28 protein-coding genes are annotated in these 22,345 nt (G+C 61.7%); 12 read left to right on the forward strand and 16 right to left on the reverse strand.

What is annotated here, in order from left to right:
- Positions 1-32: 32 nt before the first annotated feature.
- The 4 genes from J9893_RS05375 to J9893_RS05390 form a co-directional block, all read right to left on the reverse strand.
- Positions 33-596 carry an NnrU family protein gene (locus J9893_RS05375; RefSeq protein ID WP_210600295.1) on the reverse strand — a complete coding sequence of 188 codons (564 nt, stop codon included), beginning with the start codon at positions 594-596 and terminating at the stop codon, positions 33-35.
- 261 nt (positions 597-857) lie between these two features.
- Entirely contained in the window at positions 858-1,991 is a 1,134-nt protein-coding gene (locus J9893_RS05380; protein WP_182955349.1) for a glycerate kinase, read from the reverse strand.
- A gap of 9 nt (positions 1,992-2,000) precedes the next feature.
- The gene (locus tag J9893_RS05385) at positions 2,001-3,263 is read right to left on the reverse strand and encodes a GntP family permease (RefSeq protein ID WP_210600294.1); all 1,263 of its coding nucleotides are present in this window, start codon (positions 3,261-3,263) and stop codon (positions 2,001-2,003) included.
- 119 nt (positions 3,264-3,382) lie between these two features.
- Positions 3,383-4,498: a sugar diacid recognition domain-containing protein gene (locus J9893_RS05390; RefSeq protein WP_039039965.1), complete on the reverse strand. Its 1,116-nt coding sequence runs from the start codon at positions 4,496-4,498 to the stop codon at positions 3,383-3,385.
- A 206-nt stretch (positions 4,499-4,704) separates the two neighbouring features.
- On the opposite strand from J9893_RS05390, the gene J9893_RS05395 reads away from it, so the two are divergent.
- From J9893_RS05395 to J9893_RS05405, 3 genes are all read left to right on the forward strand, one after another.
- Complete coding sequence (locus J9893_RS05395; RefSeq protein ID WP_039039964.1) at positions 4,705-5,079, forward strand: YacL family protein; 375 nt, start codon at positions 4,705-4,707, stop codon at positions 5,077-5,079.
- Between the two features lie 49 nt (positions 5,080-5,128).
- A complete protein-coding gene (locus J9893_RS05400; RefSeq protein ID WP_039039963.1) occupies positions 5,129-5,419 on the forward strand; it encodes a hypothetical protein in 291 nt (96 codons plus the stop codon).
- A 161-nt stretch (positions 5,420-5,580) separates the two neighbouring features.
- Positions 5,581-6,411, forward strand: a complete 831-nt coding sequence (locus J9893_RS05405) for a CPBP family intramembrane glutamic endopeptidase (RefSeq protein WP_201890511.1) — start codon at positions 5,581-5,583, stop codon at positions 6,409-6,411.
- Positions 6,412-6,486: 75 nt separating this feature from the next.
- Here the strand turns inward: J9893_RS05405 and J9893_RS05410 are convergent, their stop codons facing one another.
- The 5 genes from J9893_RS05410 to J9893_RS05430 all read right to left on the reverse strand — a co-directional run bounded on the left by J9893_RS05410 (position 6,487) and on the right by J9893_RS05430 (position 9,450).
- Positions 6,487-6,906: a DUF4426 domain-containing protein gene (locus J9893_RS05410; protein ID WP_201890510.1), complete on the reverse strand. Its 420-nt coding sequence runs from the start codon at positions 6,904-6,906 to the stop codon at positions 6,487-6,489.
- Positions 6,907-6,924: 18 nt separating this feature from the next.
- Positions 6,925-7,224: a DUF167 family protein YggU gene (gene yggU / locus J9893_RS05415; RefSeq protein WP_010673054.1), complete on the reverse strand. Its 300-nt coding sequence runs from the start codon at positions 7,222-7,224 to the stop codon at positions 6,925-6,927.
- Positions 7,224-7,775 (reverse strand): YggT family protein, encoded by a 552-nt coding sequence (locus tag J9893_RS05420; RefSeq protein ID WP_042014922.1) that lies wholly within the window; start codon positions 7,773-7,775, stop codon positions 7,224-7,226. The genes yggU and J9893_RS05420 overlap by 1 nt, the downstream gene beginning before the upstream one ends.
- A 23-nt stretch (positions 7,776-7,798) precedes the next feature.
- Positions 7,799-8,623 (reverse strand): pyrroline-5-carboxylate reductase, encoded by an 825-nt coding sequence (proC, locus tag J9893_RS05425; RefSeq protein WP_210600292.1) that lies wholly within the window; start codon positions 8,621-8,623, stop codon positions 7,799-7,801.
- Positions 8,624-8,748: 125 nt separating this feature from the next.
- Positions 8,749-9,450, reverse strand: a complete 702-nt coding sequence (locus J9893_RS05430) for a YggS family pyridoxal phosphate-dependent enzyme (RefSeq protein ID WP_201890508.1) — start codon at positions 9,448-9,450, stop codon at positions 8,749-8,751.
- Positions 9,451-9,489: 39 nt separating this feature from the next.
- Between J9893_RS05430 and tapT the strand changes: the two genes are divergently transcribed.
- Genes tapT through yaaA form a run of 3 tightly spaced genes read left to right on the forward strand, consistent with a single transcriptional unit; the run spans position 9,490 to position 12,463 of the window.
- Positions 9,490-10,524 (forward strand): type IVa pilus ATPase TapT, encoded by a 1,035-nt coding sequence (tapT, locus tag J9893_RS05435; RefSeq protein WP_010673050.1) that lies wholly within the window; start codon positions 9,490-9,492, stop codon positions 10,522-10,524.
- Positions 10,525-10,547: 23 nt separating this feature from the next.
- Positions 10,548-11,657 (forward strand): PilT/PilU family type 4a pilus ATPase, encoded by a 1,110-nt coding sequence (locus J9893_RS05440; RefSeq protein WP_042882153.1) that lies wholly within the window; start codon positions 10,548-10,550, stop codon positions 11,655-11,657.
- Positions 11,658-11,689: 32 nt separating this feature from the next.
- Complete coding sequence (gene yaaA / locus J9893_RS05445; RefSeq protein WP_210600290.1) at positions 11,690-12,463, forward strand: peroxide stress protein YaaA; 774 nt, start codon at positions 11,690-11,692, stop codon at positions 12,461-12,463.
- 187 nt (positions 12,464-12,650) lie between these two features.
- Here yaaA and srmB read toward each other — a convergent pair whose 3' ends face one another.
- A complete protein-coding gene (gene srmB / locus J9893_RS05450; protein ID WP_041210934.1) occupies positions 12,651-13,871 on the reverse strand; it encodes an ATP-dependent RNA helicase SrmB in 1,221 nt (406 codons plus the stop codon).
- Positions 13,872-13,998: 127 nt separating this feature from the next.
- Between srmB and J9893_RS05455 the strand changes: the two genes are divergently transcribed.
- Positions 13,999-14,709, forward strand: coding sequence for a tRNA1(Val) (adenine(37)-N6)-methyltransferase (locus J9893_RS05455; RefSeq protein ID WP_104455224.1), 711 nt, complete (start codon positions 13,999-14,001; stop codon positions 14,707-14,709).
- A gap of 190 nt (positions 14,710-14,899) precedes the next feature.
- The gene (brnQ, locus tag J9893_RS05460) at positions 14,900-16,207 is read left to right on the forward strand and encodes a branched-chain amino acid transport system II carrier protein (protein ID WP_104456053.1); all 1,308 of its coding nucleotides are present in this window, start codon (positions 14,900-14,902) and stop codon (positions 16,205-16,207) included.
- 89 nt (positions 16,208-16,296) lie between these two features.
- Here brnQ and J9893_RS05465 read toward each other — a convergent pair whose 3' ends face one another.
- The 3 genes from J9893_RS05465 to zur are packed head-to-tail and all read right to left on the reverse strand — an operon-like array spanning position 16,297 to position 17,439.
- A complete protein-coding gene (locus J9893_RS05465) occupies positions 16,297-16,524 on the reverse strand; it encodes a hypothetical protein (protein WP_049636474.1) in 228 nt (75 codons plus the stop codon).
- Positions 16,525-16,529: 5 nt separating this feature from the next.
- Positions 16,530-16,991 carry a chemotaxis protein CheX gene (locus tag J9893_RS05470; protein WP_010673043.1) on the reverse strand — a complete coding sequence of 154 codons (462 nt, stop codon included), beginning with the start codon at positions 16,989-16,991 and terminating at the stop codon, positions 16,530-16,532.
- Positions 16,981-17,439, reverse strand: a complete 459-nt coding sequence (zur, locus tag J9893_RS05475) for a zinc uptake transcriptional repressor Zur (protein ID WP_042882157.1) — start codon at positions 17,437-17,439, stop codon at positions 16,981-16,983. The genes J9893_RS05470 and zur overlap by 11 nt, the downstream gene beginning before the upstream one ends.
- A 136-nt stretch (positions 17,440-17,575) precedes the next feature.
- Between zur and dusA the strand changes: the two genes are divergently transcribed.
- Both dusA and J9893_RS05485 read left to right on the forward strand, forming a co-directional pair.
- Positions 17,576-18,562: a tRNA dihydrouridine(20/20a) synthase DusA gene (gene dusA / locus J9893_RS05480; RefSeq protein WP_210600288.1), complete on the forward strand. Its 987-nt coding sequence runs from the start codon at positions 17,576-17,578 to the stop codon at positions 18,560-18,562.
- Between the two features lie 2 nt (positions 18,563-18,564).
- Positions 18,565-18,714, forward strand: a complete 150-nt coding sequence (locus J9893_RS05485) for a hypothetical protein (protein WP_080944170.1) — start codon at positions 18,565-18,567, stop codon at positions 18,712-18,714.
- A gap of 83 nt (positions 18,715-18,797) precedes the next feature.
- Here the strand turns inward: J9893_RS05485 and J9893_RS05490 are convergent, their stop codons facing one another.
- The gene (locus J9893_RS05490) at positions 18,798-19,223 is read right to left on the reverse strand and encodes a hypothetical protein (protein WP_029313758.1); all 426 of its coding nucleotides are present in this window, start codon (positions 19,221-19,223) and stop codon (positions 18,798-18,800) included.
- Between the two features lie 113 nt (positions 19,224-19,336).
- Positions 19,337-19,609 (reverse strand): nucleoid-associated protein HU-alpha, encoded by a 273-nt coding sequence (gene hupA, locus J9893_RS05495; RefSeq protein ID WP_005305063.1) that lies wholly within the window; start codon positions 19,607-19,609, stop codon positions 19,337-19,339.
- A gap of 338 nt (positions 19,610-19,947) precedes the next feature.
- Between hupA and J9893_RS05500 the strand changes: the two genes are divergently transcribed.
- Positions 19,948-20,430, forward strand: a complete 483-nt coding sequence (locus J9893_RS05500; protein ID WP_029313757.1) for an Rsd/AlgQ family anti-sigma factor — start codon at positions 19,948-19,950, stop codon at positions 20,428-20,430.
- A gap of 102 nt (positions 20,431-20,532) precedes the next feature.
- A complete protein-coding gene (locus tag J9893_RS05505; RefSeq protein WP_041210932.1) occupies positions 20,533-20,919 on the forward strand; it encodes a PilZ domain-containing protein in 387 nt (128 codons plus the stop codon).
- Between the two features lie 53 nt (positions 20,920-20,972).
- Here J9893_RS05505 and radA read toward each other — a convergent pair whose 3' ends face one another.
- On the reverse strand, positions 20,973-22,337 hold the full coding sequence (gene radA / locus J9893_RS05510) for a DNA repair protein RadA (RefSeq protein ID WP_010673036.1): 1,365 nt from the start codon (positions 22,335-22,337) through the stop codon (positions 20,973-20,975).
- Between the last annotated feature and the right edge of the window lie 8 nt (positions 22,338-22,345).

The following is a 22,345-nucleotide window of genomic DNA, read 5'->3' on the forward strand; positions in this document are numbered from 1 at the left end:
CATACGCAAGACCCTGGAATCTGGTTCAGGGATCAGTGCAGGGGGATCCCGGTCAGCCAGCCGTGTCCCCAGAAGATAAGCAGAGCCGTGAGGGCCAGCCCCGCCCCCAGACTGATCCCCGTCCCCTGCCAGGTGGCGGCGGCACGGGGGTGACGACCCCACTCCCGCATCGAAATCCAGACGATGCTGATGAGTGTCCAGAGACCGAGCCCGCCAAACAGCACCAGGGAGCGCGCCTCGCTGTTTACCGCCAGATGGGCCCCCGACCAGAGCAGCACCCCGAGCAGCTGGGGATGCACCAGCCAACGGCGGAAATGGTTGGCCACCTGCCCCGCGCACAGCAGGACAAGGGCGATCGGCATGATCCCCATCACCAGGGTGGGCCCCCAGACAGGCAGAAAATAGAGAGGCATGGGGCTGGCACTGCGCCAGCCTGCGAGGATGCAGCCGATGGCGACGAACACCAGCAGCGAGAAGAGCCCCTTGTAGCGGTTCTCCCCCAGCCGAGCCCGCAGACGGGCGCGGTGCTGTGCCGCAAAACAGGGGTAAAGATGAGTCAGGGTGAACAACACCACCCCCAGGGTCAGCAGGATCATGGCTCGCACCTCGCATATTGCCCCCCGGAATGGGAAGCCCTCCCTCAGGCGGGCCTTGTTTCTCGTGGCTCCCTCACTGTCGGGAGATCACTATGCCGCAAAGCCCCTTGTCAGAATACAAAAACCATATGAAAGACAGCAGGATAATAAAAAAAGCCGACCCAAGGATCGGCAAGTGCGTCAGAGGTGCCACGCCGGGCCGCTCACTCTGCTGCACGGGGCAGGGTCAGGCCGATGCACCGCATCGGCCAGGAGAGAGGGTCATTTGCGCAGCAGGTAGAGAGCCGCCACGTTGCGGGCCGTGAGCTGCAGGTTGGTGGTGGCGGTGGCCAGCGCCTCCGGCAGGGACATGGCCCGATTGACCACGGCGAACACCGCATCCAGCCCGTGCTCGTGCACCACGCCGCAGTCATCGGTGAGGCATCCGGCGATGCCGATCACCGGCTTACCGAACTGCTTGGCACAGCGAGCCACCCCGATGGGCGTCTTGCCGTGGATGGTCTGGCTGTCGATGCGGCCCTCGCCGGTGATGACCAGATCCGCATCGGCCACCGCCTTAGCCAGATTCAGCGCCTCGATGACGATCCGGATGCCGGGTTTGAGCTCGGCGCCGAGCAGCCCCACCAGGGCTGCCCCCATGCCGCCTGCGGCCCCCGTTCCCGGGATCTCCTTCACCTGCTTGCCGAGCGCCTGCTCGATACAGTCCGCGTAACGGGCCAGATTGGCATCCAGCTCGGCCACCATCTCGGGAGTTGCCCCCTTCTGCGGACCGAACACGGCGGACGCCCCTTTCGGGCCGCACAGCGGATTGTCCACGTCGCAGGCCACCTCGATGGTGAGTCCGGTCAGACGTGGATCCAGCCCGCTCAGGTCGATGGTGGCCAGCTCGGCCAGACCGGCACCGCCCGGCGCAATGGGGGTACCATCTGCTTTCAGGAGCTTGCCGCCGAGTGCCTGGATCATGCCGGCACCGCCATCATTGGTGGCGCTGCCGCCGATGCCGAGGATGAGGTGGTTCACCCCCATCTCCAGCGCGGCCAGGATCAGCTCCCCGGTGCCGACACTGGAGGTGAGCCGCGGATTGCGCAGCTCGGGCGCCACCAGATGGAGGCCGGAGGCCGCCGCCATCTCGATGACGGCGCGCTTGCCATCCCCCAGCAGGCCCACGAAGCCCTGTACCCTGTTGCCGAGGGGGGCGGTCACCTCGACCGGCAGGATGCGACCACCGGTGGCATCCACCAGAGACTGCACCGTCCCCTCGCCGCCATCGGCCATGGGCAGCTTGACGTAGGTGGCATCCGGCAGCACCTGCTTGAAACCGGCCTCGATGGCATCGGCCACCGCCATGGCGCTCAGGCTCTCCTTGAATGAATCGGGGGCGATCACAATTTTCATATCAGTTCCTTAGGCGAGGCCAAACACGCCAAACATCAGGGTGGAGACAACGGCGATGGTCAGACCGACCGCGGTTTCGTAGGGGATGAGCTTGAGTCGCTCGCCGACGCCCATGTGGACGCTGCCGCCGGTGGCATGGAAGAAGGAGCCGTGGGGCATGTGGTCAAACACAGTGGCGCCGGCGTGGATCATGGCGGCCCCTGCCAGGCTGCTGATCCCCAGTTCAATCAGAGTGGCGCTGAACACGTTGGAGGCCACCACGGTCCCGGCCGTGGTCGAGGCGGTCGCCAGCGACATCAGGGCACCGGAGATGGGGGCCAGCAGATAGGAGGGCAGACCGGAAGCGGTCAGGCCGCTGATGAGCACATCTTTCAGGCCGGAGTTGGCGATGATGCCCGCCAGGGTCCCCGTCCCCAGCAGCATGATGGCCACCGGCGCCATGCGGGCCAGGCCCGAGACAGCAAACTGGTTCACCTTGGTGAACTTGCCCATCATCAGGACACCGACCAGGCCGCCGAGGGGCAGCGCAATGAGCGGGTCCACCACGATACCGGCGATGGGACGCAGGGCCAGCAGCAGGATGGCGACCAGGGGCGCACTGATGGCGGCGGCAAAGCCGGGCAACTTGGCACCGTCAAAGCTCACCACCTCGTCGGCGGCCACCTTGCTGCCCCGGTTGTTGAGGCGCTTGGCGAGCCAGTAGGCCATCACCAGACCGAACAGGCCGGGAATGATGCCCGCCGCCATCACCGATGTGAGAGGCAGGTGGAAGGCATCGGCTGCCGCGATGGCGTTGGGGTTGGGAGACATGACGTTGCCCGCCTTGCCACCGCCTATCATCGCCAGCAGGATGGCCGCCTTGGAGAGATCGGCACGGCGGGCGATGGCCAGCGCAATGGGGGCGACCGTGATGACGGCCACGTCCACGAAGACGCCGACCGCGGTCAGGATCAGGGTGGCCAGCGCCAGGGCCAGCAGGGCGCGGGTTTCGCCGAGTTTCTTGACGATGGTCTCGGCGATGGTGGTGGCGGCGCCCGATTCGATAAGCACCCCGGCCAGCACACCCGCCGCCAGGATCCGCATCACTGCCGTGGTGATCCCCTGGGCGCCGCCGATCATCAGGGCGACGGTCTGGGTCAGGTCGGCGCCACCGATCAGGCCACCGGCCAGTGCACCGACAATCATGCCGTAAGCGGGCGGCACCTTCTTCAGGATGAGGAAGATGGCGATGGAAAGCGCGGCGAGCGCGCCGAGCGCGGAGACTGGGATCATGACGGGCACCTTGTTGTTGTAATGAATGGCGCCATTATGGGGATCCCCGCCTGGAATGCTTTGGCCATAAAACCAAAAAAAGCATTTACCGGCCTTGTATTTTTGTTGGAAAAGACAAATCAGCTATCGAGACTGAGCCCGAGATAGAGCAGAAATTTGTCATCTAACTTATTGAAATTCAAACCGGTTATCTGCTCTATCCGGGTCAGTCGATAACGCAGGGTGTTGGGGTGAATGAACAGGGCTTCGGCACAGGGATGCAGATCACAATCCTGCAAGAAATATTGGCGCAGCGTCTTTTGCAGCGTTCCCTTTGTGTCCTCCTGCGCCAGCTTTTGCAGCGGAGCCCGCAGCTGATCCGCCTGCCAAGAGTCCGCCAGGGTGCCGAGCAGCACTGAGAGCCGGTAATCCTCGAAGAAATAGACCTGCTTGCGGGGCGACTGGCGCATGCCACGGCGCAAGGTGTCTCGCGCCGTCTGGTAGGAGAGCGCCAGCCCGGGGATGCCGGCGAAGTAATCACCCACCCCGATGCGAACCTTGAAATGGGGAATACGGGAGAGCAGCTGCCGGATCCGGCTGCGCTCCTGCGCCGACTGCCAGACGCCGTCGCTGAGCTGGGCGGGTTTGAGTACCACTATCTCGTCCAGGCCGTTGATGGCCACCAGGTTGTCCCGCTCCGGGTTTTCCAGCAGGTGAACCAGCTCCCTCACCTGGGCGGGCTCGGCCTCCTCCAGCGCCAGCACGGCCACCACCCGGGGCTGGGCGAGATCCAGCTCGAGGAAGCGGGCCACCTGTTGCAATTGATCGGCCCGCCCTTCGCCGCGAATGAGCTGCAACACCAGCTCCTCCTTGTGGCGCTTGTCCCACTGCAACTGCTCGGTGAGCGCCGCCTGTTCCAGGATGAGCTCGGCGGTCATGCGCACCAGCTCGGCGTAAGCACGCACGATGTCCGGATCCCCAGAGATGCCGATGACACCGAGCAGCTCCCCCTGATAGGCGATGGGCAGGTTGATGCCGGGCCTCACCCCCTTGAGCTCCCGGGCGGTGGCCTCGCTTATCTCCACCACCCGGTTCTCGGTCAGGGCCAGCACGGCCCCCTCGTGGCGCTGGTGCAGCCGCTCCGGATTGCCGGACGCAATGATGAGTCCCCGCTCATCCATGACGTTGACCGAGAACGAGAGGATCTTCATCGCCCGGCTGACTATCTGATGCGCGAGCGCGTCGTTGAGCTGCATTGCCTCTCCATACCATTCGTTGACAGGGTCCCCGGCGTGCGCCATCACCGGGATCACCCGTTAAAGATCCCACATCATCAAGACAAGCGCGGGGGGGATCGCTAGAATAGGCCACTTTACGCTATCAGTGCCCCACCATGGATCAAGGATCCGGCATCATGCCGCTTTGCGCCGTGGTGGTTTCACCCTCCGATATGGACTCCGCTATGGATTATGAATTTCGCCGCGACCCGTTCGGTGGCTATCGCGCCCGGTTCTCCATGGGCCATGAAGCCATCGGCCAGTGGTTGATCGACGAGGTGGGCAAGGACGAGGAGAAGCTCGACGAGCTGTTCGCCATCATCGACCAGCTCTCCAGCCGGGCCCGCACCGAATACCGGCTGCTGGGGGGCGACTACTCCCTGCTGCTGACCCACGAGGAAGCCGAGGTGAAGGCCAATGTCCTCAATATCGAGCAGGACGAGGATCTCGACGATCTCGCCTACTACGATGATGAACAGCTGGCCATGTGCGGGCTGGAAGATTTTGCCCAGGTACTCGGCTCCTGGCGCGCCTTTATCCGCAACGAGGATATGGGCTGATTACCCCCATTCGGGCGAGCATGCCCCTTGCAACCCAACAGGATTGACTATGTCCATTTACGATTTTGATGACGAACTGCCGGAAGACGAGCTGGATCAACCGAAGAAACCCGCCCAGCCCAAGAAGAAGGGCAAGCAGGTGCTGAACACCCAGGTCAACCTGAGCCCGCGCGATGCCAGCCGCCTGAACGGCATGCACGTCGAGGCCATCACCACCCTGGATGACGTCAGTCTGCCGAAGAACGTCATCTTCAAGGCCGGTCTCATCGCCCTGGGCGAGCTGGAAGCCAGCAAACGCGCCGACATCATCGCCCGGGTCATCGCCGAGTCCGGTCGCTGATACGGGAAGGCCATCGCCTCTCTCGGTGACATCTTGCCGCCGCCCAAGCCGGAGCCCAGCTCCGGCTTTTCATTGTGCGTCTTCTGCCGGCCAGTCCCTTTTCCTTGAACCAGACCATGGGGATCGTTAAGGTGCGCCCTTCATTCATACAAGGAGACTCGATGTTACCACTCCCCGATATTCTCATCTGGCTCGTCCTGGGGCTGGCCGTACTCTGCTGCCTCGCCCGCCGGACCAGGCCGGGCATGCTCCTGTTGGGACTTGCCCTGCTTACCGCCCTCTGGCTTGAGCGACTCGCGCCCCTCGCCGCTCTTGTCAGCCTCGCCGGTCTGCTGCTGGCCTGGCGTACCCCCACCCTGCCTCCACCCTGGCGCGGCGTCGCACTGACGCTGGTCCTGCTGTGGTCCCTCGCCCTGACGCTGCATCTGGTGCCCGGCTTTGACAATCTCAGGGTACTCGACAAGGTACAGGCGGGCCCGGCCAGCGTGCCCTTCACCCTCTACTTCAATCTGGACAAGCCGCTCATTTTCTTCGCCCTGCTGCTGGCCGTCCCCGGCCTGCTCGGCCCGGGTGGAACGATGCGCTGGCGGCCGCTGGCCCTGCTCATCCTGCCGCTCGCTGCCCTGCTCATCACCGCCTGGCAACTGGGCGCCCTCAAACCCGAAGCGGGACTGCCCCACTGGTGGTGGCTGTTCGCGTTCAACAACCTGCTGTTCACCTGTGTGGCGGAAGAAGCGCTGTTCCGGGGATGCATCCAGCAAGGGGTGGCAAGCCGAAGCACGCCCTGGGCAGGTCTCCTGGTCGCCAGCCTGCTGTTCGGCGCAGCCCATCTTGCCGGTGGCCCGTTGCTGGTGTTGTTCGCCGCGCTGGCGGGGGCCTGCTATGGCCTGGCGTTCCAGCTGAGCGGGCGCCTCAGTGTCGCCATCCTGCTCCACTTCCTGTTCAACTTCGCCCACCTGGCCCTGTTTACCTATCCCCTGGCCAGCCACTGACGTCGAGCACAGGTTCACCGGGCAAAAAAATGCCCCGCCCCCGTGGGGGCAGGGCATCTGCATTCACCCTGCAATCTAGTCGACGTAGAAGGTCTGCTGGAAGGTCAGCGTCTGCTGCTGCCCCTCCCCCATGATCTTCAGGGTGAACTGGTAGGTGTCCTCATTGCGATAGGGCAGCACTGCCAGGTAATAGATGGCATTCCCCTCTTTCACCTCCTGAAAATTCAGGGGGCGAAGGGTGCCGGTCAGATTGCGGGCTTCGCCGCGGATCCCCACCGCCTGTGCCGCCCCCTGCTTGTTCTGCACCGCGATATTGACGATGCCGTTATAGCGGCTGCGCTCCAGGCCATAGGTCCTGGCTACCTCGGGGGTGAGGAAGCTGGAGTTGAACGCGCTGTAGTGCACTTTCCAGGGGCCCAGCTCCTGCATCTGCTCAGCCCGCAGCGGCAGCGTCATCAGGAGTGCCAGCAGGCAACTCATCCAGGCTGTTTTCATGATGTCATCCCTCTCGTATCAACCCTGATTATCGAGCAGAGCGGCAATCTCGGCGGGGATCTGCTTTGGCGCGTCGATGGCGACCGTCTTGTGCCGACCCAGCTCCCCCCGCAGGATGCGAACCTGCCCCTTGGCCACCTTGCACTGCTTGGCCAGGTACTTGATCAGGTGACTGTTGGCCTGACCATCCACCGGCGGCGCCGTGATGGCCACTTTCAACTCATCACCGTGCAATCCGATGATCTGATCCCGGCTCGCCTTGGGCTGGATCATCAGATGCAACACCAGCTCGTCCCCTTCCAGCAGGACGGCGGGCATCAGATCATCCACCACAACTGGCCGAACAGATCCCCCATCAGGTAGTTGATGGCCTGCAGCGCGATGAAGGCGACCAGCACGGAGAGATCCAGCCCGCCCAGTGCAGGCAGGATGCGGCGAATGGGGGCCAAGAAGGGTTCAGTGAGCTGGTGCATCACGTATTCAATGGGGTTGCGACCCTGGCTGACCCAGCTCAGGATGGCGCGGATCAGCAGGATCCAGAAGATCATGGAACCCGCTTTCTTCAACACGGTGAGCGTCGCAAACAGACAGAGAGTGAGCCAGTCCGCCTGCAGCACATTCATGCTCTTGAGCAGGACCAACTTGCCAACGGCGATCAGCAGCGCCAGCAGCACAGAGGCCATGTCCAGCCCGCCAAAACCCGGGATGACGCGGCGCAGGGGCACCACCAGCGGGTTGGTCAGCTTGACCACCATCTGGCTCATGGGATTGTAGAAGTCGGCCCGCGCCCACTGCAGCCAGACCCGCAGCAGCACCACCATGAGGTAGAGATCAAAGACAGTGTTAATCAAAAAGTAAGCCGTGTTCATCCGGGCTCCTTGCTAAAAGGGATTCAGAAAAGGGTTTCCATTTCGCCGGCCCGGGTAACGGCCGCCTGCATGGCTCTTGCGGTCAGCGGCATCAGCCCCTGCTCCTGGAATGTCTTGACGGCCTCGGCCGTGGTCCCGCCCTTGCTGGTCACCTGCTCGCGCAGGGTCTGCAGCGACAGCTCGGGATTCTGCTCCACCATGGCGGCCGCCCCCAGGGCGGTTTGCTGCACCAGCAGGCGGGCCTGCTCTGGCGTAAAGCCCATGGCCTCGGCCTCCTCGGCAATCGCTTGCATGAACAGGAAGAAGTAGGCCGGGGCACTGCCCGCCGCCGCGATGACGCCGTTGATACTGGCCTCCTCATCCACCCAGAGGGTCTTGCCCACGGATTGCATCATCTGTTCGGCCATCGCCCTATCGGCCTGCCCGATGGCGGGCGGTGCATAGAGCCCGGTCATCCCCAGCCCCAGCAAGGAGGGGGTGTTGGGCATGGTGCGAATGATGCGATCGTGACCGCCTGCCATCTCCTGCAAGCGCGCGACGCGAATGCCGGCAGCGATGGAGATGAGCAACTTGCCATCCAGCGAGCCAAGCTCGGCCACCAGCGCCGTCAGCATGCCCGCCATCAGCTGGGGCTTGACCGCCAGCACGATCACCTCGGCCTCCCGGGCCGCATCGGCGTTATCCTGGGTGATACGGATGCCGAACTGGCTGGCCAGTTCGTCCAGCTTGGGGCGGCTGGGATTGGCGGCGATGATACGCTCTGCCGGGTAGCCCGCCTGGATGAGGCCGGCAATGATACTGCGGCTCATGTTGCCTGCCCCGATGAAGGCGAGGGTTCTCTGCTGCATCAAACACTCCTGTTACTGACATCGCAGCGGATGCCGACCCAGCCTGTGCGGGCTGACAGCATCACACGCGCCTGTTTACCTGAAAAAAAAGCACGACCGGGAGTGTTTCTCGCCCCGGCTCTTGCTCATGAATAGTCGCGGGCCCCGAAGATGGCGGTCCCGACCCGCACCATGGTACTGCCATGGGCAATGGCCGGCTCGAGATCCTCGGTCATCCCCATCGAAAGGGTGTCGACGCTCGGGTATTGTTGCGCAAGCTCGGTGAACAGAGCCTGCATGCGCGCCATCTGGGCCGCGAGCACCCCCTCGTCGCGGGTATGCTCGGGGATGGCCATCAGGCCGCGTAACCGCAGCCGCTCGCTTTGGGCCACCAGAGAGGCCAGGCGGAAAATCTCTTGCTCCGACGTACCGGATTTGCTGGTCTCTCCGCTAATATTGATTTGCAGACAGATATTTAGCGGCGCGAGCCCACCCGGTCTCTGATTGTTGAGGCGTTCGATGAGCTTGTCGCGATCGACACTTTGAACCCAGTCGAACCGCTCCGCCACCAGCTTGGACTTGTTCGATTGCAGCGGGCCGATAAAGTGCCACTCTATGTCTGTACAGGCGTTCTGCTCGCGCAAGGCATCAATCTTGAGCGCGGCCTCCTGGGCGTAGGATTCGCCAAAGCGCCGCTGACCGGCGGCATAGGCAGCCTGAATGTCCCCCAGCGGCTTGGTTTTGCTGACAGCAAGCAACTGGATGTGATCTGGGCTGCGGCCAACACGCCGGGCAGCCTCTACAATACGTTCCTTTACCTGAAGCAGGTGCTGGGCAATCTGGCTCATATTTCGTTCGTAATCTTGTGATGGGAGAATAACAAATCTATGGATATCACAGAGTTATTGGCATTCAGTGTAAAGCATAAGGCCTCGGATCTACACCTCTCGGCCGGGGTCCCCCCGATGATCAGGGTTGATGGGGAGGTTCGCAAGATCAATTTGCCCGCCCTGGATCACCGGGAAGTCCATGCCCTCATTTACGACATCATGAATGACCACCAGCGCAAGGAGCTGGAGGAGAACTTCGAGGTGGACTTCTCCTTCGAAGTGCCCGGCATGGCACGCTTTCGGGTCAATGCCTTCCAGCAGGCGCGCGGCTCGGGCGCCGTGTTTCGTACCATCCCGAGCACCGTTCTGACCCTGGACGATCTGGGGGCGCCGGAGATATTTCGCAAGATAGCGGAGTACCCTCGCGGCCTGGTGCTGGTGACTGGACCCACCGGTTCGGGCAAATCCACCACCCTGGCCGCCATGGTCGATTACATCAATGACAACTTCCACCACCACATCCTCACCATCGAGGATCCCATCGAATTCGTGCACGAGAACAAGCGCTGCCTGGTGAACCAGCGGGAAGTACACCGCGACACCAAGAGCTTCAGCAACGCCCTGCGCTCGGCCCTGCGGGAAGACCCGGATATCATCCTGGTAGGTGAAATGCGGGACCTCGAAACCATCCGCCTCGCCATGACCGCCGCCGAAACCGGTCACCTGGTGTTTGGCACCCTGCACACCTCCTCGGCTGCCAAGACCATCGACCGCATCATCGACGTCTTCCCCGGCTCGGAGAAGGACATGGTGCGATCCATGCTCTCCGAATCCCTGCGGGCGGTCATCTCCCAGACCCTGCTCAAGCGTATCGGTGGCGGCCGGGTGGCGGCCCACGAGATCATGCTGGGGATCCCGGCGGTGCGAAACCTCATCCGGGAAGACAAGGTGGCCCAGCTCTATTCCGTCATCCAGACCGGGATGACCCACGGCATGCAGACCATGGACCAGAGCCTCAAGCAGCTGGTCAACCGGGGGGTCGTCGCCTCCCTCGATGCCAAGGCCAAGGCGGTCGATCCCAATACCATTTAAGCTCGCACACCCAAGGAGTCGCCATGAACATGGATGTTCTGCTCGCCGCACTGGTTGAACAAAAGGGCTCGGATCTCTTCATCACGGTCGATGCCCCCCCGACCCTCAAGGTCAACGGGCGTCTGGTGTCGCTCGGGCCGGCTCCCCTCGACAAGACGACGGCGCTGGCGTTGATCAGAGAAAGCCTGGACGAGACCCACTTCGAGCGCTTCCTGCACACCCGCGAGGCCAACTACGCCATCCAGCGAGGCTCGCTGGGGCGCTTTCGGGTCAGCGCCTTCTGGCAACAGGATATGCCGGGCATGGTGCTGCGCCGCATCGAGACCCGCATCCCCACCTTTGACGAGCTGGTGCTGCCCCCCATCCTGCAGGAGGTCGCCATGGCCAAACGCGGGCTGGTGCTCTTCGTCGGCGCCACTGGCGCCGGCAAGTCCACCACCCAGGCGGCCATGATCGGCTTTCGCAACCAGCACGGTGACGGCCACATCCTGACGGTGGAAGATCCGGTGGAGTTCGTCCATCAGCACGATCGCTGTCTGGTGACCCAGCGGGAGGTGGGGATCGACACCGCATCCTTCGATGTCGCCCTCAAAAACTCCCTGCGCCAGGCCCCGGATGTCATCCTCATTGGTGAAATCCGCTCCCAGGAGACCATGGAGTTCGCCATCCAGTTCGCCGAGACGGGACACCTCTGCCTCGCCACCTTGCACGCCAACAATGCCAACCAGGCGCTGGATCGCATCCTGCATCTGGTCCCCCAGGAGAAGCACCGCCAGTTCCTGTTCGATCTCTCCTTCAACCTGCGCGCCATCGTCGCCCAGCAGCTGCTCCCCTCCGCTCATGGGCAGCGCCGGGTCGCCGCCTTCGAGATCCTGCTCAACACCCCGCTCGTCACCGACATCATCCGCAAGGGAGAGATGCACAGACTCAAGGAGGTGATGACCAAATCCGGCGAGCTCGGCATGCAGACCTTCGATCAGGCGCTGTTCACCCTGTTCTGCGCCGGCCAAATTGGCTACAGTGAGGCCCTTGCCCATGCCGACTCCGCCAACGACCTGCGACTGCTCATCAAGCTGTCGGGTCGCGAGCAGCTGGGCGCAGGCACTCTCGACAACGTGACCCTGGATGAATGAGGGGCGTGCGTCACCGCTAGTAAAGGACCGTTATGCTGATTGTGGTTTCCCCGGCCAAGACGCTGGATTACGAGTCACCCCTGGTGACCTCCCGTTTCACCCAACCCGAACTGCTGGACCACTCCGCAGCACTGATCACCCGGGCTCGTCAACTGAGCCCGGACCAGATCGCCAGCCTGATGAAGATCAGCGACAAGCTCGCCGGCCTCAACGCCGCCCGCTTTGCCGAGTGGCAGCCTGACTTCACGCTGGCCAGCGCCCGCCAGGCGCTGCTGGCCTTCAAGGGGGACGTCTACACCGGTCTGGCCGTAGAAGATTTCAGCGAGGCCGACCTCGACTTCGCCCAGGCCCACCTGCGCATGCTCTCCGGCCTTTATGGCGTACTGCGGCCGCTTGATCTCATGATGCCCTACCGCCTGGAGATGGGGATTAGGCTGGAGAACCCGCGCGGCAAGGACCTCTACCAGTTCTGGGACGACATCATCACTGAGCACCTGAACAAGGCGCTGGCGGCCCAGGGGGACGACGTGCTGATCAACCTCGCCTCCGACGAGTATTTCAAGTCGGTGCGCCCGAAAGCCCTGCAGGGGCGCATCATCACACCGGTGTTCAAGGACGAGAAGAACGGCCAGTTCAAGATCATCAGCTTCTACGCCAAGAAGGCCCGCGGCATGATGGCACGCCACATCATCAAGCATCGGCTCACCCGGGTGGAACAGCTGACCGGTTTCGATGCCGACGGTTACTACTTTGTACCGGAAGAGTCCGACGCCAATACCCTGATGTTCAAGCGCGCTGAAAATTAATTACACATTCAAGGGAACCAAGTCGGAGATCCTCGGGTCTGACTCTGTGAATCCTCTGTTGTAAGCACTTTTTGTTGGCCGACGTCCTTGCGTCGGCTTTTTTCTGCGCCTCTCTCAGGCCACTCCCCAGGCAGCAGACAGCAAAACGGCCATCCTGGGATGGCCGTTTCAACTGTGCTCAGGGGTATTACTTCTTTTTCTTCTTTGCCGACTTCTTGGCATCCTTCGGCTTTTTCTTCTTCACCGGCACCCGCGCTTCCTTGTGTCTGGGGCGCAGCTCATCGATCACCCGGCGCTTGAGGCGCTCCTCGGTGTAGCGTTCGATCTTGGCGACCATGGCCATGTCGTGGGCTTCCACCAGGCTGATGGCGCAGCCACGGTTGCCGGCACGGCCGGTACGACCGATGCGGTGCACATAAACATCCGCGCCGTAGGGCATGTCGTAGTTGATGACATGGCTGACGTTCGGCAGGTCGATGCCGCGGGCGGCCACGTCGGTGGCGATGAGGAAGGGAACCTCCCCTTCGTGGAACTTGCGGATAGACTCGATGCGCTTGGCCTGCTCCATCTCGCCACGGATCCAGGCGCAGGGCACGCCTGCCGCCTGCAACTGGCCGGAAAGCTCCGCCAGTCGCTCACGGGTCTTGACGAAGATAATGGCCTTCTGGGTCTCCGGGTTTTTCAGGATGTGCACCAGCAGAGCCAGCTTGTGGGCGGCATCATCGGCCAGGTGGATCCACTGGGTGATGGGGCGGCGCTCGCTGCGGGGCGGCTCGGCGTGCAGCTCAACCGGATCTTTGAGGATCTCGCTCGCAAACTTCTCGAGGCCGGCCCCTTCCAGGGTGGCGGAGAAGAGCATGGTGTGTTTACGGTAGCGCGCCTCTTCCACGATGCGGTTCACGTCCTTGATGAAGCCCATGTCCAGCATCCGGTCCGCTTCATCCAGCACCAGCACCTCGATGTCGTGGCTCTCGAACTCCTCTTTCTCGATGTACTCGAGCAGACGGCCCGGGGTGGCCACCACGATGTCGGTGGTCTTGGTCAGGGCAGGCAGCTGCTCTTCATGGCTGACGCCACCGATGATGGTCTCGATGCTGAGATGGGTGTGCACCGCCAGGGCCTTGGCGTGAGCACTCACCTGCAGCGCGAGCTCGCGGGTCGGAGTCAGGATCAGCATGCGGCACGGACCCGGCTTGCGACGCGGGAAGTCCAGCAGGTGCTGCATCGCGGGCAGCAGGAAGGCGGCGGTCTTGCCGGTTCCGGTCGGCGCAGAAGCCAGAATATCGCGGCCGTCCAGGGCTGGCTCCAGCACCATCTGCTGGATGGTGGTGGGGCGGGTGAATCCCATCTCGGCCAAGGCCCGACTGAGGGCTGGATTCAGGTCGAAATCATCAAAGGACTGGCTCATGGCAATACTCGGTCATTAAGGAAGCGGCAGATTATAGGCGATTATGCCGCCGGCTCCTATGGTGACTGTGGCTTAGCCGCTATAATCGCCGGCCATTTTCCGCGGGCAGGCACAGGAGGAGGGCCGAATGGGGCGCAACAACGGTTTCACGTTCAAGCAATTTCACATCGATCACGACCGCTGCGCCATGAAGGTCGGTACGGACGGCATTCTGCTGGGAGCCTGGGCGCCGGTCGACAGCGCCCGCCGGGTGCTGGACATCGGCACCGGCAGCGGCCTCATCGCCCTGATGCTGGCCCAGCGCAGCACGAACGACTGCCACATAGACGGGGTGGAGCTGGATAAGGATGCAGCCATGCAGGCCCAGGAGAATGTGGCGGCCTCCCCCTGGCGTGAGCGGGTCACCATCATAGAGAGCGCCATTCAGGATCACCTCGCCCCCCCTTACGATCTCATCGTCTCCAACCCGCCCTATTTCCCGGCAGGCCAGACACTTCGCGATCCGGCCAGGGCTCTGGCCCGTCATACCGGGGGGCTCGACCCAAGGGGATTGCTGGCCGCCAGCGATCGCCTGCTGAGCCGTACCGGGCAACTGGCCCTGGTGCTGCCCACGGCGATGGCGGATGAAATTTTATGCATTTCGTCGAGTTATGATCTGTATGAACGTTGTTATCTGGCTGTTACTACCAGAGATGGGAAAGAGGCAAATCGTGTTTTATTGCTGCTTGGCAGAGGATTAAACAAGTGCGAGAGGGGTGAAATTGTGATCCATTCTGCCACAGGAGGCTATTCCGACAGATATATCCAACTAACCAGCCCCTTCTATTTGAAGATGTAAATTTTGCCTTGAACTATTTTTTCACATCATTATGCTGACTGCTAAATGAGCGCCCGCTCAAGACCAGTTCAAACCACTGGTCGCGATGAAAAAACCAGCGGGGCTCTTTTTTTTACCTCCGGAAAGTGCCGGTCACTGACAAATAAAAAACTATAACAAGCAATAGTTTACAAGACAGACGAGGTTGAACTTGACGAAATCACTCACATTGTCCGATGTACTCGGATTGGGCTTCATGACCTTTGCGTTCTATCTGGGCGCAGGCAACATCATCTTCCCGCCCCTGGCCGGCTTCATGGCGGGTGAGCACCTCTCCCTGGCCATGCTGGGCTTCCTGGTCACCGCCGTGGGCCTGCCCCTCATCACCATCATCGCCGTCGCCAAGGCTGGCAACGGCTGGGCCGGCATGACCAAGCTGCTGCCGGCCGGCGTGGCCACCGCACTGGCCGTCGCCATCTACATCATCATCGGCCCGGCCTTCGCCGCCCCCCGTACCGGCCTGGTGGCCTACGAGATGGGCCTCAAGCCCTTCCTTGGCGACATGGGACCATCCGGTCTGGCTGCCTATACAGTACTGTTCTTCGGCGTGGCCATCCTGGTCTCCCTGAACCAGGGCAAGCTGATGGATGCCATCGGCAAGTACCTGACCCCGCTGCTGATGCTGCTGCTGCTGACCCTGGCCACCGGTGTCTTCGTCGCACCGCAAGGAAGCATGCCTGCCGCATCCGGTGACTACCAAAGCACCCCCTTCGTGAAGGGCATTCTGGAAGGCTACAACACCATGGACACCCTGGCGTCCCTGATGTTCGGCGCCCTGATCGTCGACCTGCTGCGCCAGAAAGGCATCCATGACTACCAGAGCCAGTTCAAGTACCTGGCCATCGCTGGCATCATCTCCGCCATCGGTCTCTCCGTGGTCTATGTCTCCCTGTTCCAGCTGGGTAACACCGCTGCCGGCGTCGCCACCGACGTGAGCAACGGCGGTGCCATCGTCAACGCCTACGTGCTGAGCCTGTTCGGCCAACCGGGTCAGTTCATCCTGGCTGCCATCATCACCCTGGCCTGCTTCACCACGGCCGTCGGCCTCATCTCCGCCTGCTCCGACTTCTTCCACAACCTGACCGGCATGAGCTACAAGAAGCTGGTCGTGCTGCTGGGTGTCATCTGCGGCGTCGTGGCCAACGTGGGCCTGAGCCAGCTCATCAGCCTCTCCATTCCGGTGCTGGTCGCCATCTACCCGGTTGCCGTGGCGCTGGTGCTGGTCACCTTCCTGAAGGGTTACTTCGGTCGCCCCCGCCTGGTGTTCCGCTCCGTGCTGCTGGTCGCCTTCCTGTTCGGCTGCCTGGACGGCCTGGGCGCCGCCGGCATGAAGATGGATGCTTTCGCCTTCCTGCCGCTGTTTGACAAGGGCCTGGCCTGGTTGCTGCCGACCCTGCTGGCCTGTGGCCTCGGTGTCATGGTGCGTGGCAATGGCAAGCTGGCTGCAGAAGCGGCCTGATAACAGATCTTGACCCAAAAAAGAGGCCAGCATTTGCTGGCCTCTTTTTTGTTGGTGCAATCTGGTTCATCCGTTGTGGAGAGCGCTCTTCAGAGGACGGTTGCTGGCTTGGGTTTGCCTGCAAGACCGTACCAGTGATGCTCAAACCGGCCCTCATGCCAGCGCAGGGTGCACCAGGGCTGGTCAGCCTGCCAGCGCGGGAAGTTGATCTCCACGCGGTTGTCTTCGTACTTGTAGAGAGAGGTGCTGATCTCGATATCCGACAGGATAAGCAGCACCACCCCACCGATGACACTCCATTTCAGCATCTTCCACATGGCGATTACTCGAAGCAGATCTCGATGGTGGCACGGCCATACTCCGATTCGAACGGCATCATGATCTTGGCGCCGTCTGCCCGGTGAGTGATGGTGTGATTGGGACCGGAGACGATGACCGGGGTCGCCATGTCGAACTCATAGCCCTTCTCCCCCAGCATGCGTTTGGCGCCGCCCGTCACCATATTGGTGATCTCGCCCACCATGTCGGTCACTTCCTCGTTGATGGTGGCCGGCGCCTCCCCCAGCATGCGACGCATGATCTCCAATGCCAGCCCCTTCTCGAAACTGATGGAGAGGGAGCCCCGGGTCTGCGGACCCACCATGCCAATCAGGCCGGAGACATCTCCCCGAGCCAGCTCGTCCGTCTTGCGCTTGGGCGCGCCCGGTTTGAGTTCCAGCTGTGCCATGGTGGAGAGCACGTTGAGCAGGGAGAGCAGGAACGGGTTTACAAAATCAGCCTTCATCTTGACTTCCTACGGTAACGGAACAGCGGGCACATTGACCATGGGCTTCTATGGTCTTGTTGGTAATAGTAAAACCATGCTGATGAGCCTGCTCGGAAAAGGCGCCGTCGATGGCGGGATCGTGCAGCTCCACTACCTCACCGCAACGATCGCAGATCAGCAGTTGCATCGGGTGGGCATGGTCGAAGTGGCAGCAGAAGATGAAGGCGTTGAGCGACTCCACCTTGTGGGCAAAGCCCTGTTCGAGCAGGAAGTCGAGCGCCCGATAGACGGTAGGCGGTTTGGCATGAGCCTCGGTCTGCTGCAACTGGGCCAGCAAATCATAGGCACTAATGGCATTGCCGTGGGCGGCAAGCAGCCGGAGCACCTGGCGCCGTGTCGGGGTGAAACGGATCCCGCGCTGCTCGCAGAGGCGTTCCGCTCGTTGTAGAAGTTGGTCTTGATTCATGTTCACGCAGATACCCTGTCAATTAGCCGGATACTATCACAGGGCCCCCAGTGCGCGGCGACAAAATTCATTTTCTGGGGCTGTCTCACGTTGTGATAGAATCCCGCCCCTTGTTTGGCCAACCCGGATGATTTTTATGCAGGCGCAGCGCTTTTCCATCGCCCCCATGCTGGACTGGACCGATCGGCATTGCCGTTATTTCCACCGTCTGATGACCCGCCAGACCCTGCTCTATACCGAGATGGTGACCACGGGCGCCATCATCCACGGCAAGGGCGACTATCTGGGCTACAGCGAGCAGGAACACCCTCTCGCCCTGCAACTGGGTGGCAGCAACCCGGCAGACCTGGCCCGCTGCGCCAGGCTCGCCGAGGAGCGCGGCTATGACGAGATCAACCTCAACGTCGGCTGCCCCTCCGATCGGGTGCAAAACGGCCGCTTCGGCGCCTGCCTCATGGGTGAACCCGCACTGGTGGCCGATTGCGTCAAGGCGATGCGCGACGTGGTCGATATTCCGGTCACCGTGAAGACCCGTATTGGCATCGACGAGCAAGACTCCTACGAGTTCTTGCAGGCCTTCATCGAGCAGGTAAGGGACGCCGGTTGCGATACCTTCATCGTCCACGCCCGCAAGGCCTGGCTGAGCGGCCTGAGCCCGAAAGAGAACCGCGAGATCCCGCCCCTCGATTATCCTCGCGTCTACCGGGTCAAGCAGGATTACCCGGATCTGACCATTGCCATCAACGGCGGGGTGACCAGTCTGGAGCAGACTCTTGAACATCTGCAGCACCTCGACGGGGTCATGATGGGTCGCGAAGCCTACCAGAATCCCTACATTCTGGCCCAGGTGGACAATCTGGTGTTCGGCGAGAACCATGCCGTGCCAAGCCGCCACGAGGTGGTGCGGATGATGCTGCCCTACATCGAACAGGAGCTGGCCAAGGGCAACTACCTCTCCCACATGACCCGCCACATGCTGGGGTTGTTCCAGAACATGCAGGGGGCGCGCGCCTGGCGTCGCCATCTGAGCGAGAATGCCTGCAAGCCGGGGGCCGACATTCAAGTGGTGCTGGACGCCATGGCCAAGGTGCCGGAGTTCGCGCCGGCCGACGCGGTGGAGTGATCATGTACCGCTTCACCGGATCCTGGCTGCACAAGGCCCTGGTGCGTCTGTGCGCCGGCCTGCTCACCATTCTCGGCATCAAGCTCAGCGCCTTCTATTTCATCGGGCTGCTGATCGTGCTGGGGCTGCACCGGGACCAGATCCTGGGCTAAGCGCCCCACGCTCCCGAACAAGAAAAAGCCGGCGCCCCTGCGCCGGCTTTTTTGTCACCACGGAGGCGACCCGACAATCTGGCTTACTCCTCCTGAACCATGAACTGGAGTTCAGGGGGAGAAGAGGTCAGCACATCGGCGCAGTAATCCCAGGTCGAGATGCGGTAGTGCTGCAAATCTTCATCCAGGTGCAGTCCATCGGATTCCTGATGGAACCAGCTGGCGAAACGGGACGGGGTGATGAGCTGGATCTGCTCCTCGATGACGTGGCTGTCACGCCCCTCCGCCAGATCGCAATCCTCCATCACCCGCACTGCGAAGATGTGGCGAAAACTCACCCGGCACAGGGGCAACGGAGGCAGATCGATGCTGCGAGCACGCCCCAGCATGACGGTCAGGGTGTCGCTCCAGATATCCTGATGCAGTTCGGCCACGACCAGGCCGGGAGGGAGTTGACGAGAGGGAGCCCAGGGGACGGCTACCTGCCGAATGGCATTTTTCTGTTCCATATCCACCTCGCTACAGCGCATGCCATATTCTGAGTGTATCTGAAACAAATTTTGACGAAGATGGCAAGAAAAAACCCGGCACAAGCCGGGTTTCATTTGATTACAAGACGATCTTATTTGACGGCGTCTTTCAGCGCCTTACCAGCCACGAAGGACGGCACATTGGCGGCTGCAATCTGGATCTCTTTACCAGTTTGCGGGTTGCGACCGGTACGGCCCGCGCGATGGTTGACCTTGAAGGTACCAAAACCCACCAACTGAACGGCATCGCCCTCTTTCAGGCTCTGGGTAATACCATTGATGATCTCTTCCAGAGCGACTTTGGCCTGAGCTTTGCTCAGGTCTGCTTTGGCGGCAATTGCATCGACAAGTTGAGCTTTGTTCATAACATTTCCTTTATGATCGGGCATTTAGCACCGGGCCACTCTATTCAAAAAAAAACACTCAGGCAAAGGCTTTATCAGCCGGATAGGCTTGAATGCTGGGGTTTTCATCAAGATCTGCGGAAATAGTCACATATATCGCCCCCTTGTCCCCTGGATGGGCGACAGGATGCGAAGCACCGGTGGGGAGAGGCATGCAAATCCCCGCCTGATGTAACAATATCCCTACACTCCTATTGACGGTCAACTGGATTTTCCCTAGTTATAGGAGTGTCGTCAGTCGATGAGAATGACCGGAGGCGTGCGACGCGAGTGCCGCATGCCATGCCCATGGAGGGACTATGTTAACTGAACTGGAAAAAACCAAGCGCGCACTGGCAGGCAAGCACAGAGCAATAGATGACTGGCTGGATGCCAGACAGGCGTTGCTGGTCGAGTACATGCGACTGGCAGGCCTCATGCCCGCCAAGTGCAAGCAACGCACCCTCCCAGGCCATGTAGAACTGCAACGTTTTTGCGAACAACTGGTCGACTACGTCAGCGCAGGCCATTTCGAGATCTACAACCACGTCGTCACCGCCTTTGAGCAAGCCAGCGGCGACAAACTGGAGCTGGCCAAGCGCATCTACCCCCATATCCGTGCCTGTACCGAATTCGCGCTGGAGTTCAACGACAAGTACAGCAACGCCGACGAAGCCCAGTTGCTGCAACTGGACGAGGATCTGAACCAACTCGGCCCCGTGCTGGAAGACAGGTTCAAACAGGAGGATCGGCTGGTCAAGGCGCTGCAGGTGGTGGAATCCCTCAGCCATCAGCAGGTCTGATATTCAATATCGGAGCCAGTTCAATATCCTGGCGTGCCAGCTGGATTACACTCTGCAACATGAAGGATGAGCATCTTGCTCGCACGCAGACCGGAGACGACCATGACCGAGCGCCGCCACTTTACTCGGATTTTCTATTTGACCGCCGCCAAGCTCACCCAGGGTGAACACCAGTGGCGCACCCAGCTGGTCGATGTCTCCCTGCAGGGAGCCCTGCTGCTCAGACCCGAGGATTGGGTCGCCAGCGAGGACAAGGAGTACGAAATCTGCTTCGTGCTCGGGGGCAGCGACATCGAGATCAAGATGCAGGTCGAGCTGACCCACGAAGCCAGCAAAAAGCTGGGGTTTTACTGCCACCACATCGACATCGACAGCGCCACTCACCTCAAGCGGATGATCGAGCTGAACATCGGAGAGGAGCAACTGCTCCATCGCGAGCTGGAGCAGTTGCTGCAAGAGCACCGAGACCACGTCCCCCCCGAATCCTGAGCGGGCGGTCAGAAAAACAAAGGAGCGTTCATACGCTCCTTTTTCATGGTTGGTTACAGGGCCTCGAGGGCATCGGAGAGTTTCTTCACCGGCACCACCTCCATCCCCTCGATGGGATGTTTGGGCGCATTGGCATGCGGGACGATGGCTCGGCGGAAACCGTGCTTGGCCGCCTCCTGCAGTCGCTCCTGACCCGAGGGCACGGGCCGTATCTCGCCGGAGAGCCCCACCTCACCAAAGACTACCAGATCCTTGGGCAGGGCCTGATCCCGGAAGCTCGACACCATGGCCAGCAGCAGCGCCAGATCCGCGCTGGTCTCCTCAACTTTGACGCCACCCACCACGTTGATGAACACATCCTGATCCGCCATCTGCAACCCGCCGTGACGATGCAGCACCGCCAGCAGCATGGCGAGACGGTTGTGGTCCATCCCCACCGCCACCCGGCGCGGATTGGAGAGCTGGGAGTAATCCACCAGCGCCTGCAACTCCACCAGCAGGGGGCGCGTGCCTTCCCAGATCACCATGACGATGGAGCCCGGCGCCTGCTCCTCCCCGCGGCTGAGGAAAATCGCGGAAGGGTTGCTCACCTCCTTCATTCCCTGCCCGGTCATGGCGAAGACCCCCAGTTCGTTGACCGCACCGAAGCGGTTCTTGTGGGAGCGCAGGGTGCGAAAACGCGAGTCGTGCCCGCCATCCAGCAGCACGGAGCAGTCGATGCAGTGCTCCAGCACCTTGGGGCCCGCCAGGGTGCCGTCCTTGGTGACGTGGCCCACCATGAAGATGGCCACATGATTCTGCTTGGCATAGCGTGTCAACAGCGCCGCCGACTCCCGCACCTGGGAGACGGAACCCGGCGCGGACTGCACATCCGCCACGTGCATCACCTGGATGGAGTCGATGACCATGATCTGAGGCTGCTCCTGCTGGGCGATGAGACAAATCTGCTCGACGCTGGTCTCGGACAACATGCGCAGCTTGTCCGTGGGCAGACCCAGCCGACCGGCCCGCATCGCCACCTGTTGCAGTGACTCCTCACCGGTCACATAGAGGGTCTTCATGCGCTGCGCCAGGCCGCACATGGTCTGCAGCAACAGGGTCGACTTGCCGGCCCCGGGGTTGCCGCCGATAAGAATGGCCGAACCGGGGACCACACCGCCACCGAGTACGCGGTCCAGCTCCTTGAAGCCCGAGCTGAAACGGGGGATCTCCGTGGTAGCGATCTCCGCGAGGGTCTGCACCTGGCTGCCGACGGCGCCCGCATAACCGGTATAGCGAGCGCTCTTGCCGGGTGTCGTCACCCCCAGTCGCACCTCGGTGATGGTGTTCCACTCCTTGCACTCGCTGCACTGACCTTGCCAGCGGGTGAAGTCGGCTCCACATTCGGAACAAACATAGGCGGTTTTGTTTTTGGCCATGGATAACT

The sequence above is a fragment of the Aeromonas sp. MaB10011B genome, from assembly GCF_017939325.1.
GTDB lineage: Bacteria > Pseudomonadota > Gammaproteobacteria > Enterobacterales > Aeromonadaceae > Aeromonas > Aeromonas caviae.

Bases quoted from the DNA above. Each gene is read 5' to 3' on its own strand.
- J9893_RS05375 (WP_210600295.1), bottom strand. From the start codon at position 596: ATGATCCTGCTGACCCTGGGGGTGGTGTTGTTCACCCTGACTCATCTT.
- J9893_RS05380 (WP_182955349.1), bottom strand. From the start codon at position 1,991: ATGAAAATTGTGATCGCCCCCGATTCATTCAAGGAGAGCCTGAGCGCC.
- J9893_RS05385 (WP_210600294.1), bottom strand. From the start codon at position 3,263: ATGATCCCAGTCTCCGCGCTCGGCGCGCTCGCCGCGCTTTCCATCGCC.
- J9893_RS05390 (WP_039039965.1), bottom strand. From the start codon at position 4,498: ATGCAGCTCAACGACGCGCTCGCGCATCAGATAGTCAGCCGGGCGATG.
- J9893_RS05395 (WP_039039964.1), top strand. From the start codon at position 4,705: ATGGATTATGAATTTCGCCGCGACCCGTTCGGTGGCTATCGCGCCCGG.
- J9893_RS05400 (WP_039039963.1), top strand. From the start codon at position 5,129: ATGTCCATTTACGATTTTGATGACGAACTGCCGGAAGACGAGCTGGAT.
- J9893_RS05405 (WP_201890511.1), top strand. From the start codon at position 5,581: ATGTTACCACTCCCCGATATTCTCATCTGGCTCGTCCTGGGGCTGGCC.
- J9893_RS05410 (WP_201890510.1), bottom strand. From the start codon at position 6,906: ATGAAAACAGCCTGGATGAGTTGCCTGCTGGCACTCCTGATGACGCTG.
- yggU (WP_010673054.1), bottom strand. From the start codon at position 7,224: ATGCCCGCCGTCCTGCTGGAAGGGGACGAGCTGGTGTTGCATCTGATG.
- J9893_RS05420 (WP_042014922.1), bottom strand. From the start codon at position 7,775: ATGAACACGGCTTACTTTTTGATTAACACTGTCTTTGATCTCTACCTC.
- proC (WP_210600292.1), bottom strand. From the start codon at position 8,623: ATGCAGCAGAGAACCCTCGCCTTCATCGGGGCAGGCAACATGAGCCGC.
- J9893_RS05430 (WP_201890508.1), bottom strand. From the start codon at position 9,450: ATGAGCCAGATTGCCCAGCACCTGCTTCAGGTAAAGGAACGTATTGTA.
- tapT (WP_010673050.1), top strand. From the start codon at position 9,490: ATGGATATCACAGAGTTATTGGCATTCAGTGTAAAGCATAAGGCCTCG.
- J9893_RS05440 (WP_042882153.1), top strand. From the start codon at position 10,548: ATGAACATGGATGTTCTGCTCGCCGCACTGGTTGAACAAAAGGGCTCG.
- yaaA (WP_210600290.1), top strand. From the start codon at position 11,690: ATGCTGATTGTGGTTTCCCCGGCCAAGACGCTGGATTACGAGTCACCC.
- srmB (WP_041210934.1), bottom strand. From the start codon at position 13,871: ATGAGCCAGTCCTTTGATGATTTCGACCTGAATCCAGCCCTCAGTCGG.
- J9893_RS05455 (WP_104455224.1), top strand. From the start codon at position 13,999: ATGGGGCGCAACAACGGTTTCACGTTCAAGCAATTTCACATCGATCAC.
- J9893_RS05465 (WP_049636474.1), bottom strand. From the start codon at position 16,524: ATGTGGAAGATGCTGAAATGGAGTGTCATCGGTGGGGTGGTGCTGCTT.
- J9893_RS05470 (WP_010673043.1), bottom strand. From the start codon at position 16,991: ATGAAGGCTGATTTTGTAAACCCGTTCCTGCTCTCCCTGCTCAACGTG.
- zur (WP_042882157.1), bottom strand. From the start codon at position 17,439: ATGAATCAAGACCAACTTCTACAACGAGCGGAACGCCTCTGCGAGCAG.
- dusA (WP_210600288.1), top strand. From the start codon at position 17,576: ATGCAGGCGCAGCGCTTTTCCATCGCCCCCATGCTGGACTGGACCGAT.
- J9893_RS05485 (WP_080944170.1), top strand. From the start codon at position 18,565: ATGTACCGCTTCACCGGATCCTGGCTGCACAAGGCCCTGGTGCGTCTG.
- J9893_RS05490 (WP_029313758.1), bottom strand. From the start codon at position 19,223: ATGGAACAGAAAAATGCCATTCGGCAGGTAGCCGTCCCCTGGGCTCCC.
- hupA (WP_005305063.1), bottom strand. From the start codon at position 19,609: ATGAACAAAGCTCAACTTGTCGATGCAATTGCCGCCAAAGCAGACCTG.
- J9893_RS05500 (WP_029313757.1), top strand. From the start codon at position 19,948: ATGTTAACTGAACTGGAAAAAACCAAGCGCGCACTGGCAGGCAAGCAC.
- J9893_RS05505 (WP_041210932.1), top strand. From the start codon at position 20,533: ATGACCGAGCGCCGCCACTTTACTCGGATTTTCTATTTGACCGCCGCC.
- radA (WP_010673036.1), bottom strand. From the start codon at position 22,337: ATGGCCAAAAACAAAACCGCCTATGTTTGTTCCGAATGTGGAGCCGAC.